7 protein-coding genes are annotated in these 18,305 nt (G+C 55.7%); 4 read left to right on the plus strand and 3 right to left on the minus strand.

Going from position 1 to position 18,305, the window contains the following annotated elements:
* Positions 1 to 62 precede the first annotated feature (62 nt).
* Positions 63 to 2,480 carry an ABC transporter permease gene (locus tag DHV10_RS13385; protein ID WP_109486867.1) on the minus strand — a complete coding sequence of 806 codons (2,418 nt, stop codon included), beginning with the start codon at positions 2,478 to 2,480 and terminating at the stop codon, positions 63 to 65.
* Positions 2,481 to 2,789: 309 nt separating this feature from the next.
* Between DHV10_RS13385 and DHV10_RS13390 the strand changes: the two genes are divergently transcribed.
* Complete coding sequence (locus tag DHV10_RS13390) at positions 2,790 to 3,926, plus strand: ferritin-like domain-containing protein (protein WP_109486868.1); 1,137 nt, start codon at positions 2,790 to 2,792, stop codon at positions 3,924 to 3,926.
* A 216-nt stretch (positions 3,927 to 4,142) separates the two neighbouring features.
* On the opposite strand, the gene DHV10_RS13395 is transcribed toward DHV10_RS13390, so the two are convergent.
* Entirely contained in the window at positions 4,143 to 5,351 is a 1,209-nt protein-coding gene (locus DHV10_RS13395) for a hypothetical protein (protein ID WP_162601499.1), read from the minus strand.
* Between the two features lie 236 nt (positions 5,352 to 5,587).
* Between DHV10_RS13395 and DHV10_RS13400 the strand changes: the two genes are divergently transcribed.
* Positions 5,588 to 7,066, plus strand: a complete 1,479-nt coding sequence (locus tag DHV10_RS13400; protein ID WP_109486870.1) for an FG-GAP-like repeat-containing protein — start codon at positions 5,588 to 5,590, stop codon at positions 7,064 to 7,066.
* A 1,376-nt stretch (positions 7,067 to 8,442) separates the two neighbouring features.
* On the opposite strand, the gene DHV10_RS13415 is transcribed toward DHV10_RS13400, so the two are convergent.
* The gene (locus DHV10_RS13415) at positions 8,443 to 9,219 is read right to left on the minus strand and encodes a response regulator transcription factor (RefSeq protein ID WP_239461629.1); all 777 of its coding nucleotides are present in this window, start codon (positions 9,217 to 9,219) and stop codon (positions 8,443 to 8,445) included.
* A 1,107-nt stretch (positions 9,220 to 10,326) separates the two neighbouring features.
* On the opposite strand from DHV10_RS13415, the gene DHV10_RS13425 reads away from it, so the two are divergent.
* Positions 10,327 to 13,296, plus strand: coding sequence for a beta strand repeat-containing protein (locus tag DHV10_RS13425; RefSeq protein WP_109486874.1), 2,970 nt, complete (start codon positions 10,327 to 10,329; stop codon positions 13,294 to 13,296).
* A gap of 2,422 nt (positions 13,297 to 15,718) precedes the next feature.
* A complete protein-coding gene (locus tag DHV10_RS13440; RefSeq protein WP_109486877.1) occupies positions 15,719 to 18,169 on the plus strand; it encodes an ABC transporter permease in 2,451 nt (816 codons plus the stop codon).
* The last annotated feature ends 136 nt before the right edge of the window (positions 18,170 to 18,305 follow it).

Here is an 18,305-nt window from a genome sequence, read left to right on the forward strand (position 1 = left end):
ATAGTGCCGCTTACGGACGGCCAAGGGAAGTACGGCCGTATTCCCTGGCCACGTGCGCTCTCTTATCTGAGCGTTTCGATCGGATCCACCTTTGTCGCGCCCCTGGCTGGGACGTACGTCGCAACCCCGGCAACAATCAAGAACAGAGCCGGCCCCGCGATGAAGGCCACGATATCGTGGGAGTTGGTCTGATACAGAAGGGCAGTTAACAGCTTCATGACGATGAAAGCGGCGCAGATTCCGGCTGCCAAGCCAAGTGCGACCAGGAGCATGCCTTGGCGCATCACCATGTTCAGGATGTCGCTTCGGCTAGCACCAAGCGCGATTCTGATCCCAAATTCCTGTCGTCTCTGCTCCACCGAATACGATAAGGCTCCATAAACCCCCACTGTGGCGATCAGCGAAGCAGCCGCTGAAAATGCAGCAAGAAGCAGCAACATCGACCGTGGCTGCGCCCGGGCATCGTCGATCAGTTCGACAGCCTGTTCCACGTTTGAGAGCGGCTGTTCCGGATCGATCGCAGAGATTTCCGATCGTACTGTTCTAACCGCCTCTTCCGCTGACGAGTCGGTGCGTACCAACAGATTCATGTCGCTCCATGGCAGCTGGGGAAATGGAACATAGATCTGCGCCTGTGCATCTTTTTCCAGTCCCTGATTTCGCACGTTTCCTGAAACGCCAACCACTAACGCCGGCACAGGCTTCCGCCCGATCGTAATCTTCTTTCCAATGGCATCCTGTTTCGGCCAATACTGCCGTGCAAACGTTTCGTTGACGATTACGACGGCAGGCGCAGCTGAATTGTCCCCGTCTACGAACGTTCGCCCGCTCCGAATGGGGACGCTCATAGTTCGGAACCACTGCGAGCTGATCGCTTCTATGTCCACGAATGGGCGATCTGCCAGCGACACTTCTGGTTGGCCCTCGGGCAGAACGGGTGTGATTCGCTTCGAACTCAGCGGCAGTGCTGCAGATATAGCCGCGGAACGTATGCCGACTCGTTGCGACAATCGCTCGAGCAGATCGTTGAAGAACGCAACCTGCTGCTCGCCCTTTCCATACTTAGTCGTGGAGAGCGAAACGTTCATGGTCAGCAAATGTCGAGGCTCGAATCCGGGATCGACTTTCAGAAGCTGACGGAAGCTTCGCACCAGCAGGGCTGCAGCAATGAGCAGTACAAGCGAACAAGCAACTTGCCCGATGACCAGCAAACCGTTCATCTGAACTCGGGAATGTCCAAGGGAGCTTCCTCTCGCCCCGTCGCGCAAGCTTGTATTTAAGTCCGTGTGTGCCAGCTTCATTGCCGGGAACATGCCGAAGATGATCCCGGATGCAATGGAAATGGTGAGCGTAAAGATGACGACTCGCCAGTCCACGGTCACGGTGAATCCTCGAGGAATTTCGGCTGCACCCAGAAGTTCAAATCCGCGCGTAGCACCAACTGCGATTGCCACACCAAAGATCCCGGCGATCGCAGAGAGCAGAATACTTTCCGTAAGCAGCTGGCGCGCGATTCCAGAACGGCTGGCGCCGAGGGCCGCCCGAGTAGCCATTTCTCGTTGTCGGCCTAAAGCCCGGGAGAGGAGCAGACTCGCAACGTTGGCACACGCGATCAGCAGCACAACCGCCACTGCTGCCATGAGGATCATCATCTTCAAGCGAAGATCGCCAACTGCCTCATCCTGCAAGTAACGGGCACTCATTACTGTTGTAGGAGAGGTGTCGGGAGCCGTCGGATTTTCTAAGGAATAGCGTCGATTCAGTAGAGCAAGTTCTTCGTTCCCTTCAGACAATGTGATCCCTTCCCGAAGGCGGGCAATGGTGTTCAGGTACCCGACACCCATGCGCAGTCGTTGTGGGCTCATGAGCGAGAACTCGAAATATCGGGGACTGAAGATCTGCGCATCTGGCATGAATGGGAATCGCGCACCTTCCGGTAGCACACCCACAACCGTACTCTCAACCGAATCGAGTTTGATTGCCTTTCCGACGATCTCAGGGTCGGAATGGTACCTACTGCGCCAAATGGCATTTCCAAGCACCACAACGTACCGGCCAGACGGTATTCCCTCCTCTTCAGTAAAAAGGCGACCAAGATATGGACGAATGCCCAAGGTCGAGAAAAACGACGGGGAGACTCGAGCCACAGACATCTGAATTGGATCTCCCTCCCCGGCGAGGTTCAGGTCGTCATTGGTCCAGACCGCAACCGACTGAAAGGATCGGTTCTCATCCCGGAGCAGTTCATAGCGCAACAGCGTTCCGCCATTCTCTTTTACGTTGTCCTTCGACGTGATGCTTACAAGCTGATTAGGACGGGGATACGGGAATGGCTGAAGAAGAAGGGCATTGAGCAGGGTGAAGATTGCGCTGTTCGCTCCGATTCCGAGCGCGAGTATCCCTATCGTGGATAGCGCGAACACCGGCGCCTTCGCCAGCCCGCGCGCACCGAATCGAAGGTCGCGAAGGAGAGTTCGCATAGGCCCCGATTATACGAACTTCTCAGTCTGAAACTCGCCGCGGGCTTGAAATTTCTCCTCATTACGAGATGAAACCTCCAAGCCATGTCTGCGAACGGTGTGCGAACAGAGAGAAGGAATTGCGAGCACCAGAGTTGGCAGCTCTGACTCAAGCAATTATCGGCAACTCGTCTCGTCTGGACATCCAGGCAAATTGCGCATTTGGCAGGATTCAACTGGCCAGTTGCCAGAATGACAATTGAATTACCTTCGGTTGACACCTGCCTGTGTTGATGAAGCGCAGTCTTCTGTGCAGTAGGAGGCTCTCTCATGGAGCAAACAAACCGATCGAAAGGGGCGATTGATCGCCGTTCCTTCGTTACGAACGGATTAGCGGCTGCGGGCCTTGCAACGGCCGGAGTTGGACTGCTGAGCAGCGGTTCATCGGCACTCGCAGATGACGAGGAGGGTGAACACAGCAGGCGCTTATCAAGAGGAGATGCTGCGCTGTTGCGGTTCGCCGCTGCGGCAGAGATCCTGGAAACTGATTTCTGGGTGCAGTACAACGAACTCTGTGGCATTCCCGACAAGGAAGTTCCAGGGGGGAGCGGAAATGCTGCATTTACCGCAGCTCTCTCGGTGCTGGACGCGGACATGGCCCAGTATGTTCATGACAATACTGACGATGAGTTCACGCATCAGAATTTCCTAAATGCCTATCTGGTTTCGAAGGGTGCCGATCCTGTCGATCTAGAGCCCTTCCGGACTCTAGTGGGAAGCACTGCGAAGGGCTCAAGCGGCAAGCTGAGACTCACAAATTTGATGGAACTCACGCTGGATACGAGTTGGTGGACCCGATATCGCAGCGATTCGCACAATCCGGACCTCGATCCAAGCTTTGTTTTCCCGCAAGCTGTACCAACCCTGGCGGTCGGGAAACACACTGCGATCCCCAGGACGGACGCCGACACCACGGACCCAAACTTCCTTCAGGCGATTGCAAACACTGCTGGTTTCCATATGCCGACCATCGAGCAGGGCGGCAACAGCTTATATCCGGCGATGGCGCAGAGAGCAAGCAGCGTCGAGGTGCTGAGGATTCTCATCAGCATCGGACCGACCGAAACGATGCACTTCCAGACCTGGGCAGATAAGGCGGGAAATGCTCCACCGCTTACAGCGGTTGATCCGGTGACTGGAGTTTCGGTGACATTCCCCGATCTGAATTCTCCCCCGTTCGGTGGCGAGCAGTTTCAGACGAACCTGATCATGCCGGAGCCTTGTCCCTTCATAAGCCGTAAGCTTCCGAAATGCTCGGTGATACGGCCGACAGAGACCAAGGGGATCGCCAAAGGGGTTGTCAAATTCCTGACGGACATGGGGCTCTTCTCCGGTCAATCTCCAGCGTTCTTCAGCCTGATGCGCGATCTTGCCGAAGATGCCGATGAGGCAAGGCGAGAACACTGAACCGGCTTTGGATTTGCAGCTAGTGATACAAGGGAATTCCAAAATCATTGTCAGAAGGATTCACGGTAATCGCAGAAGAGAAATTCCAGGAGTACGAAGCTCCTGGAATTCTCTTTGAGAACCAGCCTTCCGCGTCGGCAGTCATCAGACCGCAATGAACAGCGAGCAGTGAACAACATTCTTGGCAAGTGCTCCCTCAAGTAAGGCTCGCGTCGGTCAGTGCGTCAGAGGCTGAACGATCATTCGGATGGCGTATCCCCCGGCTGGGACCGAGTAGGGCGATCCAGGTGCCTCCACAGAGGTATCGGCTGTGATGGTGAAAACGTGTAACCTTCCATCGACCGAGACGGCATAAAGATGATTCGCGTTGTCCCAGAAAACGTCATCGATGAGGTCTGACGTAAGTAGACCGGTATATCGGGTAGGCGCAGCGTCTTCGTTCACATGTCGCACGATCAGGCCGTTGCTTCCAGCCACAGCGATGAACTGGCCCGATGGCGACACTTTCAGGCTTTCCAACTCTCCGACCTGCGTTACCCAAGGCATGTTGTTGTACTTGCTGTTCGTCGTGAGGCTCCCATTGCTTTGCATCTCGTAGGTCGCGAGCATACTGCCCTGATTGAAGAGACTCGTTGAGGTCGAAGTGAGTTTGTAGACTCCAACGATCAGATCGTCCGTCGCGCTTGCCGAGGCAAGGCTGCGGCAGAAGAAGTAGCTACTGTCCTTGGTTGGAGGTTTGGGACCGCTCGCCGTTGTATAGGTGAGCAGTCCGCTCGTACTCCGTCTTAGAATGCCGAACGATTCCGCCCAGTAGGGAGTGGTGAGTCCACCCACGCAGCCCGCCCCATAGGCGAACTGGTTGTTGGAGCTGAAGGTGAGAGGAAAATTCCAAACCTTACGGGTGCCGCTGTCCCCGAGGTAGCTGAGTCCGCCCGTGCTCTTGTTAATGGCGAAAGATTTGTAGGAAGTAGAGTTGCAGGTCGTGCCGTGATAAGCGACGGTATAAAGCGTAGCGCCCGTATGGTCGAGCACCAACGGACTGGCTTGGAGATTCGGGCAGGTGGTCCCGGTGTTGAACTTGGCGACATTGGTTGAGGTGGCAAACACCAGTGATCCATTCGCCTGGATGTGGTAGGAGTTGACGTGAACCCCATCGAAGCTTGTACCGAAGAGGTAGCTGCCGGTGACCGCCATACCGAACACGGAAATCGGGAAAGGAGAGCCAGGGATAGCCGTCAAGGTTCCATCCGGCGCTGCGTTGTATCCCAGAATCTGTGTGGGTTCTGCGACATAGACATGCGCGACCGGAGTAGCGGCGTTCGCAACGCCGATAAGACTCATCATCGCGAGGATAGCCGTAATGGTGAGGACGGCACTACGGTGGCTGGTACCAGAAAACAAATTGTGTATTGGGGTGGCGAACATTTGGCCTCCTGTCGGAAACGGGAGTTCCCGAGTCTGACCGGTCGCGGTCAACACCTGAACAGATGCCCGGACTGGTTAAAGGTTTGTACGTTTAAGGCCATTTCAAGATATGGGCCGGAAGTCGGAAGACCCAAATACGACTCAGCCGAGCCTCGAATGCCTCCAGATGCTCGCCTAGGTCCCGGGCACCCCCGGTTCATCGAACAGCATCTTGGCAGGTGTGAGCTGAAAGCCGAATGTTTCCCCAGGAGTACAACAGCGTGAGAGTCGTCAGCCTAGCCACAGTCCTCATTACAACGGCCATCTCTGCCAGCGGACTAGCGCAAGCGCCTGTTTTCGGACACCGCACGTACACGTCCACCTACGCCTACACTCATGCTGATCTCAACAACGATGGCCGGGAAGACTTGGTGTATCACACGCAAACCGGGTTTGCTGTCGCGCTGAGTACAGCCGACGCGACATATGCAGCTCCCGTGAATTACAACGTGCCTGACAATGCGGGATCGGGCACCGTGGTGCTCGACATCAACAATGACGGCAAGCCTGACGTGATTGCATTCAATTCATTCGCACCAGGATTTTATGAGTACCTGAACACAGGAAGCGGTGGACTTCATTTGCAGGCGACCTATCTGCTGGGAGACATCGAGGACATGGTGGTCGGCGACTTCAACCATGATGGCTTCCCCGACCTGGCCATCGCGACACCGGGCTACTTGCGCATTTGGTTCAACAATCATGCGAGTGGATTCACATTGGGCCCTACTACCGTAGTCCCGGGATCGAACCAAATTAGCGTCGGCGACTTCGACGGCGATGGCAAGGCTGACATTGCGGCCACATCTACTGGCAACAGCTATCTCTATTTCGGGGACAATACCGGACACTTCCAGATCGTGAATGCAACCACAGCGCATCATCCCCAGGCATACCTGATGGACATCGATGGCGACGGTAAGAGTGACCTCGTCGGAGTCGGCGTGGCTTCAGGCGGCTACATGACTGACACGTTCTATCGGGCCGTTTGGGTTGTCTACGGTAATTCCTCACGCAGCATCAGCGAGAACGAGATACCGACACATGGGTATACGGTTGCGTGGACCTGGGGCAGCATTCCCGACAAGAGTCCTAGCATTGACGTGGGAGACTTCAACGGTGATGGTAAGCAGGACTTCGCCGTGGTCGAAGCACAGAACTCGGATGGAAGCGGAACCCGTACCCTGGCTGTTCTGACCGGTAACGGCAACCGAACCTGGAATAGCGAAATCAATGTTTATTCGAACAGCGAGTTGGACTTCGGTGTGGCGACTATCCGCGCCAATCGTGATTCGAAGCCCGATTTGATGGTTGACACCTTCGCAAATAATACGCAAACCGGACAGTTCTTCGTCAACGACACATCGGGCGGCTACTACGGAGGCTGTTCCTTGCCAAACGCCTCGACTGGGATTCACGTATGCTCGGGGACCACATACGCCTCAACGTCGATCAAAATCAGCGCCAGTGCGGCTGGACAGTCAACAATGCGCAAGCTTGAGGTTTGGGTGGATGGTGCGAAGAAATATGAGCAGCTCGCGAAACATGATTTTTCTCACTATGCCTTCCTGGACACGACGCTAACGCTGTCAGCCGGAACGCATAACGTCACCATCGTTGCTGCGGGATATGACAATCTGCTGTTGAAGAAGTCATACTCGATTGTTGTGCAATGAGCTGTCGCCCAGCCAGTGCGTTTCAGATAAGAGGGTGCGGGCACGCCCTGCCTCTGTCGGGCGGAGGGTTGGTTTCGGAGCCCATTTGATCGATCTGGGCGCTTTCGACAAGGCACAAATGAAGGCTGCGCTTTAACATAGTGACATGGGAATTACTGAAATCATCACTGCACTAGATGCTGAAATCAAACACCTGCAAGAGGTCCGTAGCATCCTGGCTTCAACGGGTTCGACAACGAAGCGGCATACTCCTGCAACGAAACCTGATTCCAAGCCTTCGATGCGGCGCAAACACACCTTGAGCGCAGAAGCTCGACAGAGGATTGGAGAAGCGCAGCGGAAGAGGTGGGCGAAACAGAAGAGGCAGCAGTAAACAAACGGATTGTCTGGGCTCGATAACGTCGATTCAGCAGTCCGCACTATCTACATTCCCCGTACACATCCATAACCTTCGTCACTTGCCGATACAGATGTGTTGTTGCGGTACCAAACGGTGCAGGACCATATTGGAATTGGGTAGCCCACTCTGAGAGGGGAATACCTGCCGCGTTATCCTATTGCTCATGGCGGGTCTTCTCCTCTCATCCCCAAGCTACTCGTGAATGGGGCCCCAATGAAGGACGGACCAAGTAGCTTCCCTTTACGCTTGCCAAAGTCCACTCGTATGCAGGCCATCAAACTGGCACATATAGAAGGGCTGTCTCTCAATCAATTCATTACGCTTGCCGTCTCAGAGAAGATCGTACGGCTGGAACGTCTTGTCGACATCACTTCACCAAAGCCAATGCTCTCGCCAGAGCTAGCTCATTCTGCTTCACACCTTGAAAATCGAAACTGATTGATTGGACGACCGAGAGCATTCTGATTGCGCGATCTTCTCCGAGACCGCGATGAGGATAAAGTCTTCCAGTGTCACTCCATCTCTGTGGGCCATCTCTGCGGCTCGTCGTCTCAGTCGTTCTGATAGATTAAGGCCAAATACTCCCTGGTCTCCGTTGATGCTGCCTTCCTGGTCCATTTTCATCCTCCCCTATGATGAATCCAAGTGCTTCGGGCAGTGTAGACGGGCAGCCTACCAAGATCGCTGGATGATCGGCAATCCATATTAGTCAACTGAGTACAAAAGGAATTGCGGAACCTCGCATGTTGATCTGATCGACGTCAAGAGGGTCCCTTTACCGCAAGATGCAAGTACCTCGGACGACTTCCTGCGAATTGCAATCATTCAACACGATATTCGAAGTCTTTGACTGTTCAGCGAAACGCATCCAACTACTTACACTCCCGGTTGCGAGAGTGGTCGCTCCCGAGCGGGAACCTCGGGAGCGGTAATGCTGGAGCCTCTGAGCAGACATTCACCTCGCGGATGGAGGCTCTCAGGCTCTGGCGATCCAATTTGTACTTGGGCCAGTGGCAGCAACCTGATCTATCTCTTGGCTGATCAACTTGTCGTGTAGGCAGAACAGCGCTAATTCGATTCGGTCGTTTACGCCGAGCTTGTCATAAATTTTGCGCAAATAGTTCTTGATGACCTGTTCAGAGGTTCCGATCTCGTAAGCAATCTCCTTATTGCGCATGCCTCGCGTGACACCACTGATGATTGCTTTCTCCCTGGGAGAGAGGTGCATCTGTGTGCGTGGGTCCACGAGTGCGGCTTCCAGTAGTCGATATGCTTCGAGCATCCAGTTCAATGCTTGGTTGTCGATCCAAGTTTCTCCTGCAGCGATGCGCCTCACGCATCGAAGTAGTAGATCGGGAGATATAGATCGAGAGACAATACCGCGAATGCCACGGCGGAATAGTTCGACGGTTTGTCGCTCGTTTGCCGCCTCGCACTGCACAATGAACTTGGCCTCTGGTGCGATCCGCAGGAGTTCCGCAACCACGCTTGCGCCTGTTATCAGAAGCTCACCTTCGACCAGGACAACGTCACAAGGATTGTGTTCAACCGCAATTCGGAGTTGATCTAGGCAGTTAACTTGCGCTACTAGCCGGACGTCCTTTTCAAGGGCGATGATCCTGCTGAGTCCCTCAGTGTAGATCGCCTGAGAGTCGGCGAGAATGACTCGGATCACAGTTGGCTTGTCAGAGCCTGAAAGAAGATTGAGCGCTTCCATGGTGCAAAGATAAGCCGGTGCAATCGACGGAGGCATGCCACATAATATGCACCGCTGGTTACGTTTGCGTTAGAAGTCTCACCATGGAGAGTCAAAGGTTCAGGCACGGATTCGAGATCCATCGCAGACGCCTCAGACTCATTGCTGGAGCCTATCTGTTCTGCCAGCGTCCCTAGTAGACGGGGCCGCTAACTTCAGTAAGCGGTGCGCGGGTTACTGTCTGGCGATTGCGTCGTTGTTGCCTCCGGGCTATAAACAACCATCTGCTCCCAAGGTGAAGAAGATGATGAAGGATCAGAAGTTTTCCCATCGGCACAATTTGGACGGCACCGTTGATTCAATCTGCCATCAATGTTTCATCACAGTCGCGACAGTGCGCGGCGAATCTGATCTTGCGCGGAAAGAGCAGCTGCACTCCTGCAATTCGGGCATGATTGAGTGGTATCAAAGCCTGTCGATGCGTACGGTGGGCACACAACGAACTAATTGCAGTCTGGGGTGACCCATCGCCACCCTTGGAGCGACGCCCGTTTCTGGCCCGGCGATCCGTACTGCTCGCGAGTTCAACTTCCAGGGGGATACTGACGGGCAGTATTGGAGACTTGTTCATCCGCGCAGCCTGCCGCTACCGAAAGTTGATTTGCGAGGTTCCGAAGCCGGATGACTTCTCGCGACATGAAGACGGAACTGCTCGTGCAGCCATGCGACATTGGCGATTGGTGGGCGATTCAGATCAGAACGGCCGTACACCGGTCGGAGTTTTCCAACCATATTCGATCAACTGCTTGCAGGCTGAACACCTGATGTGACTGCCGGGTAATTGAGTTCTGCGGGACATCTCTCGACTCGGATAGGCCTGGCTACTTCAGCTCCCAGAAGTTTTCCCTCGCTACTGATCGCCATGTCTCGACCTTGGTGCTATTACCTATGGCTATCAGTCCCCGTAGGTTGTATGTACCCAAAGAGCTGTTCACCACAAACTGTTCACTAGGCGAACCAGACCAACCGAGGTAGTTGGGGAACGCATTTCTCGGGCAAGAGATCGTCCGAGCTGATTCCCAGCTGCTGCGCCCCGCCCTCGGTCTTGGTCTGTGATATTGCGCGCCATCTTGAAGTAGTCCTGTTGAGGAAGAGGTCGGTTGTATGAAAAAGATCGGTGCAATGATTTGCTCTGTTCTCGGGATTTGTCTTGTTCTGTCCGGTTGTGGCGGCGGCCACAAGAACTCGCAGAACAACACTAGTGGGAGTAGCAAGACTCTCGCATCAATCACCGTTTACGGAGCGAATGCGGTTCACTCCATCGCTGCGGGCGCAACACTCCAACTCACCGCCCAAGGCAACTACAGTGATGGAACGATCTCCGACATCACTTCACAGGTAACGTGGGCATCTTCGGATTCCGCGGTCGGCAGCCTCAGCGCCGCGGGAATGCTCACGAGCTATAAGTCGGGATCGGTAATTGCCAACGCCTCGCAGAACGGCGTCTCAGGAACCCTGGCGGTCACAGTCAGCGGCGCGGCACTCACTTCGATCTCCGTCTCGGGCGGATCTTCGCTCGCAGCAGGAGCCAGTGAGCAGCTTGCGGCTCAGGGCACCTACACTGATAGCACAACGCAAACGCTCACCTCTCAGGTCGCGTGGCAGAGTTCAGATTCCACAGTCGCCACCATCAGTAGCGGCGGAGTGCTTCACTCCTTGAAAGCTGGGACGGTTACTGTAACCGCCACGATGAATGCAGTCTCTGGATCGGCCGGCATCTCCGTCACCTCGGCTGTCCTCGCCTCCATAAGCGTATCCGCGCCGAGCCCGTCTGTGCCCTCAGGCGCGAGCGAGCAATTGACGGCAACGGGCGTTTACACGGATAACAGCTCGCAGCCGCTTACGACCCAGGTCTCATGGCAGAGCTCCGATCCTACGGTGGCGACAGTAAGCTCATCTGGAAGCCTCACAGGTCTCAAAACGGGAACCGTCACCGTGACTGCCACGTTGAACTCGCTGTCTGGCACAGCAGGTATTGCGGTAAGCGGCCCTTCGCTCACCTCCATCACAGTGAGCCCCCTGGTTTTCTCGATTGCATCAGGTCAGAGTAAACAGCTTTCCGCTCTGGGAACATACAGCGACGGGACGTCGCAGGATGTGACCAGCCAAGCCACTTGGACCTCCACCACAGTTGCAGCCACGGTAGACTCGACAGGCCTGGTGACGGGGTCGTCGGCAGGTAGCTCTACGATCACTGCGATGATCGGCTCGAAAAGCGGATCCGCGGCCGTGACGGTCTCCGCGGCTTTGCTGCAGGCAATCAATGTGACTCCTTTGACGGCAAGTATCGCCACAGGTCAGACGCAGGCGTTTGCTGCCAGCGGTCTGTTCTCAGATGGCAGCCAGACCGACATCACGAGCTCTGTCAATTGGAGTTCGAATTCGACCTCAATTTCGAGTGTTGATCCAACGGGCCTCGCCACAGGTCTCAGTGCAGGCGCTGCCACAATATCAGCGACCTCCGGCAACACGACTCCCGGAGCAGCAACTCTCACCGTGACAGCTGCGGTTCTGACTGAGATTGATATCGCCCCGGATGCTCAATACATTCCGGTCGGTGGGCAATACCAGCTGAGCCTCACTGGCACTTACAGCGACGGTTCGACACAGGATATAACCGCAAATGCAACGTGGTCTTCATCTGATCCGACGCTTGCATCGGTCGATCCCGTTACGGGAATTGTCACCGGCGTGGCCAGCAGCAACAACAACCCGGTCACGATCACGGCAACCGACGGCAGCATCTCGACCACGACTACCGTCTACATCACCGATGCCGTACCGGTATCGGTTCAGCTCACACCGAAAACAGCCTCGATTGCAAACGGCACGACCCAGCAGTATGCGGTCAACGTGGTGTATAGCGACGGCAGCCTGCAGCCGGTTACGACGGGTCTATCTTGGCTCTCGTCTTCGCCGTCAGTCGCCGGAGTTAACTCCTCGGGCCTAGCATCCGCGCTTGCTTCCGGGCAGACCACTATTTCAGTCTTCTACGACTCGATGTCGACAACAGCTTCTCTCACAGTTACACCCGCAGTTCTGACAAATATCGTGGTCACTCCGGTGACGACGGTAGTCGGAGTCAATGGAAACGTCCAATTTACGGCGACTGGGGTCTTCTCTGACAACAGTACGCAAGATCTGAGCTCGCAGGTAGTCTGGACGTCCTCTAACGGTGTTCTCGCTGTAATCAATGCGACTGGTCTCGTAAACGGTATTAGCCCGGGCACTGTCACAATCACGGCCACCTCAGGGGCGATCAGCGGCTCTGCAACTCTGAACATCACGACGGCCACGCTGCAGTCGATCACCATATCACCAGACAGCCCGATCGTTCCGCCGCATTCCAGGACACAGTTAACTGCCATTGGGCACTTCACAGACGGTTCGCAACAGGTGCTCTCTGGAGTGTCCTGGCGCAGCAGCTCTCCGCGGTATGCGATGGTTAACTCCAGCGGCGTACTTCGCTCGAAGAATGCCAAAAACAAGGCAGTCACGATCACCGCAAAGCTGAACGGAGTCACTGGAACGACCTCGGTAACCGTCACCTCAATGACGATTCAGTCGCTCGCGGTCCAGCCGGCGAATCCAACCATAGCGGCCGGGACCAAACTGCAGGTCTCGCTAATCGGGATCTTCAGCGATGGAATTACCCAGGTGAACCTGACCGCCTCGGCACGTTGGCAAACCTCCAACTATGCCGATGCCGTTATCGATCGGCTGGGAGTGGTCTCAGGCGTGGCTGCCGGAAGCGTGACTGTAACCGGAAGCATCAACGGCCAGGGCTCTGCAACGACAACCCTGACCGTCACGAATGCAACGGTGCAGAGCATTACCGTGACTCCGGCGAACCCGACGATCGCGCTGGGCTCTTCGCAGCAGTTTGCAGCCAGCGGGCTATTCAGCGACGGATCGACGCAGGACATCTCCAATGTGGTGACGTGGACCTCTTCCACACCGACAGTAGCAGTTGTGAATCAGAAGGGTGTCGCGGCTAGTGCAACCCACGGAACTACGAACATCATCGCAGCACTTACAGGCATCACGGGATCCACGCAGCTCACCGTCAACTGATTTAGCGAGCTTCAACGCAACCCCAGATCGCGTTGTTGTTGAACGAGGGGCTTACTCTAGCCGAGTAGGCCCTTTCTTCGGCTGTACTCTAGCGACAAGGGGTTTGCGGAGACAGTTGAACTCACGCAAGATAAGCAGCGAGCACCGATCTGGGAGATGATCCTCGAGACCGGAATGAAAAGCATGACAGACGAGTATTCCATGTATCATCCCGGGCGCCGCATCGCCTTTCTCAGAGGAAGAATCCGAGAGTTGGACACGATCAAGAAATTCCTCGAGAACAATCCCCCGAATATAGAAGCGGATAGCAGGTCCAGGTCTACATGGGCCGGGAAACTCAATACGATTGTTGGGCAATTGCGCTTGTATTCTGCCGAGCTCTCACAATTTGAGAGGCGACTCGATTATGAGATGGGCATCATCTCACCTCCTAAATAAGTACACCCGGGTGTCTTCCCCGGCCAAAGTGCACGCTGCAGTGCAATTTCCCCTTTGTCTCTCTCATTAGTTTCATACTTCCCGAGCGGTTGTAGAAATCCAGAACATCTGTGGTTACACTTGATCTCAGCCGCCCTCGCACGCAAACAGGCTAATTCGATTGATCTATGCAGCGGATCGATATGTGTCCGCACACTGATTGGTCCCCAACGCTGTGTAGAATCCTAGGCGGATCACGGATCTCGGCCGTCCGTGGCACTCAGGCAGGAACTCGCAACGCAGACGGTAGGCGATCTTGGGAACAATCGGCATCGCCTGCCGCGCGGCTCGATTGTCGCTCCCCTCCCCACCAGATTTCGAGCTTTATTGCTGAAGGGGACGAGCCAAGGATCGATGGCGCCAAAGCAGGAGCTGGAAAGCATTACTAGCCATTCAATTGTTTAGCGCAACCGGAGAATCGAAGTACACGACAAAAACGCTCGGCGAGGTTTCCTCAATTACGAAGTGTCTGCACGTTACTTCTGAACCGTTGAGTGAAATCGTGATCCCATTGCTGAGCCTCTTCATGAACATCTCAGCGGCGGTGCGTGTATACCAGCGCTCTGCCCGTTTTGAATCGTTCGTGAGCAGGTATTCAATGTCTTCGCAATCAGGTAGACGTGACTTCCACCCTTGAATATAGATTCTGTACATCTCATAGCCCCAGATCAGCCCCCACCCTGCGAGGAACGTGGGCAGATAATAATCAGGGCTATTCTACTTCTCGGCCACCGTCACTTGGCGCGATCGTGCGGTATAACCAATAACTTCAGTTTGGATCCTGGGCTGTTCGGTCAGCCGCTGGCTCGCCAAGGGGGGCAGTCCACACAATTCGAGTCGTGAGGCTCCTCGAAAACAAAGAGCCCGCCGCGAGACGGGCTCAATGCTCGAACTCGGGAAACACCGGGTTCAAGCGCATGCACTGCAGAGATCCTATGCCTGTCGGTTCTCGGGCGTCATCCCCCGCTGGTAATCTCCACCTGTCCAATGGCATGTGACTACGCTTCCCTGCATTTACAGTTCCGGGCCGGGCAGGTTATCCGCGGGCGGCCGTGCGCGTCTAGTTGTGAAGATTTCGAGCAAATCTCGCAACGGAGGAGAAGATCATTTCTCTCCCTGGCCCGATGGATCACCCAGTTAAGGGCCGCAGAGCGTTCGTTCTGGATGAAAGCGGTCCTTCCGGTCATCCCTACAGAGAGGCAACCGGCTACCGGCAGATTTACCCGGCCTCATGCTGCTTCACTCCCTCGCCGCATTGATGCGGGCGGCGAGTCTGCCCCTGACCGTCTCTTCTTTTCCGGGTGGGATGTATATCGGCGGGCGCTCGATGTTGACAGTCTCTCCGCGTTCATGGCGTTGTCGAGCTGCTGCCATGTGTTCGGCCAGGCCCGAACAATCCAGTTCCCGATCCCACTCCGCCTCTTCTTCGGTATTGCGACGGGCGCTCGGCAGCGCTCGCACGGCAGCCCTTGGACTGAACCGAACCAAGCTGAAGCCATCCCAAGCCTCTGCTCGCTGCTGTTGCGGGTAGAGACGCCTGTTCCGTGGGATTTATGCGGCTTTTGCTCATCGCGACTGTTCTGGTGTGTTGCGATTAGGATACCCCGAACAAGGCGAAGAAACGGCATACTTCCGAGTTGGCGACAACACACCCGCAGAAGCAAAGATTGGCTGATTCTCTGTTTCATGTCCTCTTTTCGGCACAATCGGGCACATTTTCAGGTGTTCAAGTAGCTTCCAGTAGAGCGACACGGCCGGACTGTCTGCCCCGTATCTGATTCCAGAATTGTGTAAGACCAGCCTCCGCTCAATCTGCAATTCTTCGTAAACCCAACGGCCATCTGTGCTCATATGCGCTCCAACTTGGCTCTCCACCGGCCTGTACCACTCGTTTTCCAGTTGCGCTGCAGTCCCGTGTATCTTGAATTGGACGAGGAATGAACCCGTGCCATGGCTGGCCAGCGATGTGAAGCATTCACTGCGGACGCTCTTCAGAGCCCCGGCGTTCGCGATTGCCGTGATCGCTACCCTGGCGCTGGGTATTGGCATGAACACTGCCATCTTCACGGTGGTTAACACGGTATTGCTGAAACCGCTCAGTTACCCGAATGCTGATCGCATCGTGCAGTTTGGTCAACGTTCGGTGACCATCGCCAGCTTCCGTTCGAACGTTCCGGAGTTTCACACATTTCAGCGACAGACGAACGTCTTCCAGGAGGTCGCTGCCTACGACATGTCGGGGCCCGGCTTCAATCTGACTGGGGAACGTCCCGAGCAAGTCCGCGGTATCCACGTGACCGAGGGATACTTCCGTCTTTTTGGCGCTCCAGTGATGCGGGGCCGGACCTTTACGCAGCAGGAGGATCTTCCTAACGGTGGGAAAGCGGTGGTGCTCAGCTACGGGCTGTGGCAGCGAAGATTCGGAAGCGATCCGGCGATCGTGGGCAAATCCCTTCAGCTAGGCAATGAGCCGTACACCATTCTTGGCATCCTCGGCAAAGATTTCGTCCCCCAGCCTCAAGCTGATATCTGGTTACCGTTTCAATTTCCGCAGGTCAGCAACGACTTCAACAGCTATTTCCGTGTGGCTGCTCTGCTGAGGCCCGGAGTGACTTTGGCTCAGGCAAAGGCCCAGCTGAAGCTCGCTGCAGCCGAGTTCCGAAGAGAATACCCCGACACCAACCAGCGGCTGGAGTTTCACATCGAGCCTCTACGCGACAGTATTGTGGGAGATTCACGCAAGTCTCTGACAACACTGCTGGCAGCGGTCGGCCTGGTGCTGTTGATTGCCTGTTCGAATGTCGCGAATCTGCTGCTGGTGCGCGCTACGGCGCGCAGGCGCGAGATCGCTGTTCGCTGCGCGCTCGGAGCCGGGGGTATGCACATCGTGCGCCAATTGCTGATCGAAAGCGTGCTCCTTTCGTTAGCAGGAGGTGTTCTTGGCCTCGCACTTGGGTTTGCAGGTGTACGTGGTCTGCTCACGATAAGCCCAGCCGATCTGCCGCGAATAGGCGAGAACGGTTCCCAAGTTGCGATCGACTGGCGTGTCTTAGTTTTCACTCTGGTTATCTCCCTCATCACCGCAGTTCTATTCGGTCTCTTCCCGGCTCTGGTGGCCTCGCGCACGGATCTGAATGCGGCATTGAAAGATGATCCCAATCGCTCTGGAACAGGATTGCGGCAAGGCAAGACGCGTTCACTCCTGGTGATCCTTGAGTTCTCTTTAGCACTGGTACTGGTAATCGGATCCACACTGCTTATTCGCACTCTGCGAGCTCTCCATACCGTTAAGCCGGGCTTCGACGCACAGAACACGCTCACCCTGGAAATGTCTGTCACAGGCGACCGCTTCGAAACGACTGCGGGCGTTGCCGAACTCTCACGTAACGGTCGCGAGCGTCTCAATTCGATGCCCGGCGTAGAGATCGCCGCTGCCGCTTTTTGGCTGCCGAACTATGTAGGTGACGCATTACCGTTTCAAATCCTCGGTCAACCGCTCGATCGCGATCATCAGTATGCCAGCAGCTGGATGAGTATTTCACCCGGGTATCTCAGCGTCTTCAGGATTCCTGTTCTGCGCGGACGCGACATCACGGAGAACGACACTGCTTCTTCCCCCCATGTCGCACTCATTAATCAAACTATGGCCAACCGCTACTGGCACAATCAGGATCCTGTCGGCCAGAAGGTGGACGTGAGCCGCGGCCTGGGTCCGGGTCTGAACGAGTCGACCTATACGGTCGTTGGTGTTGTAGGAGACACGCACACAAACGGACCTGGGCGGCCCCCCGAGCCGGTGCTCCTTGTGCCCATCACTCAGGTTACCGACGCATACACCGCGTCTTACTCAAATGTGCAACCCTTATTTTGGGTGGTTCGAACGCGTACCGAGCCTCAGAACCTCATCACTGCGGTGACCGAACAACTGCGCATCGCAAGCGGCGGCTTCCCCGTTGGCCATGTGCAGACGATGGAGGAGGTTATGCTTGGCTCAACCGCGCGCGATCGGTTCAATATGCTGCTGCTCACCAGCTTCGCAGGTGTGGCCCTCATCCTCGCTGCCGTAGGGATCTTCGGCGTGCTGGCCTACTCGGTGGCACAGCGGAATCAGGAGATGGCAATCCGAATGGCGCTTGGGGCCGATCGGCCAGCGATTCGCAGACTTGTAATCTGGTCAGGAATGCGCTTGGCGCTGATTGGAATTACGGTCGGCCTCGCTGCAGCCCCCTTTCTTACCCGATTCATGGAAAGCTTTCTCTTCGCCGTTCGCCCATGGGACCCAGTGGCCTTTCTCTTCGCGCCGGTGGTGCTCATCATCGTAGCTTTGGTCGCGGTATGGGCGCCGGGGATGCGCGCCTGCAGCATCGATCCTCTAAGGGCAATCAGAACGGAGTAGTTCCATCGAAGAGCGGCGCGGTCGAGCCAAGTCAACCATTGGGGGCGTGTGTGACGAAGGCCCGAAGAAGTGGAGCGATGGCGCTCCGCGCCTTGCCTCCCGGGGTCCGGAGCTATATAAAGACTTGATCCGAGTT

It is taken from the genome of Occallatibacter savannae, from assembly GCF_003131205.1.
GTDB lineage: Bacteria > Acidobacteriota > Terriglobia > Terriglobales > Acidobacteriaceae > Telmatobacter > Telmatobacter savannae.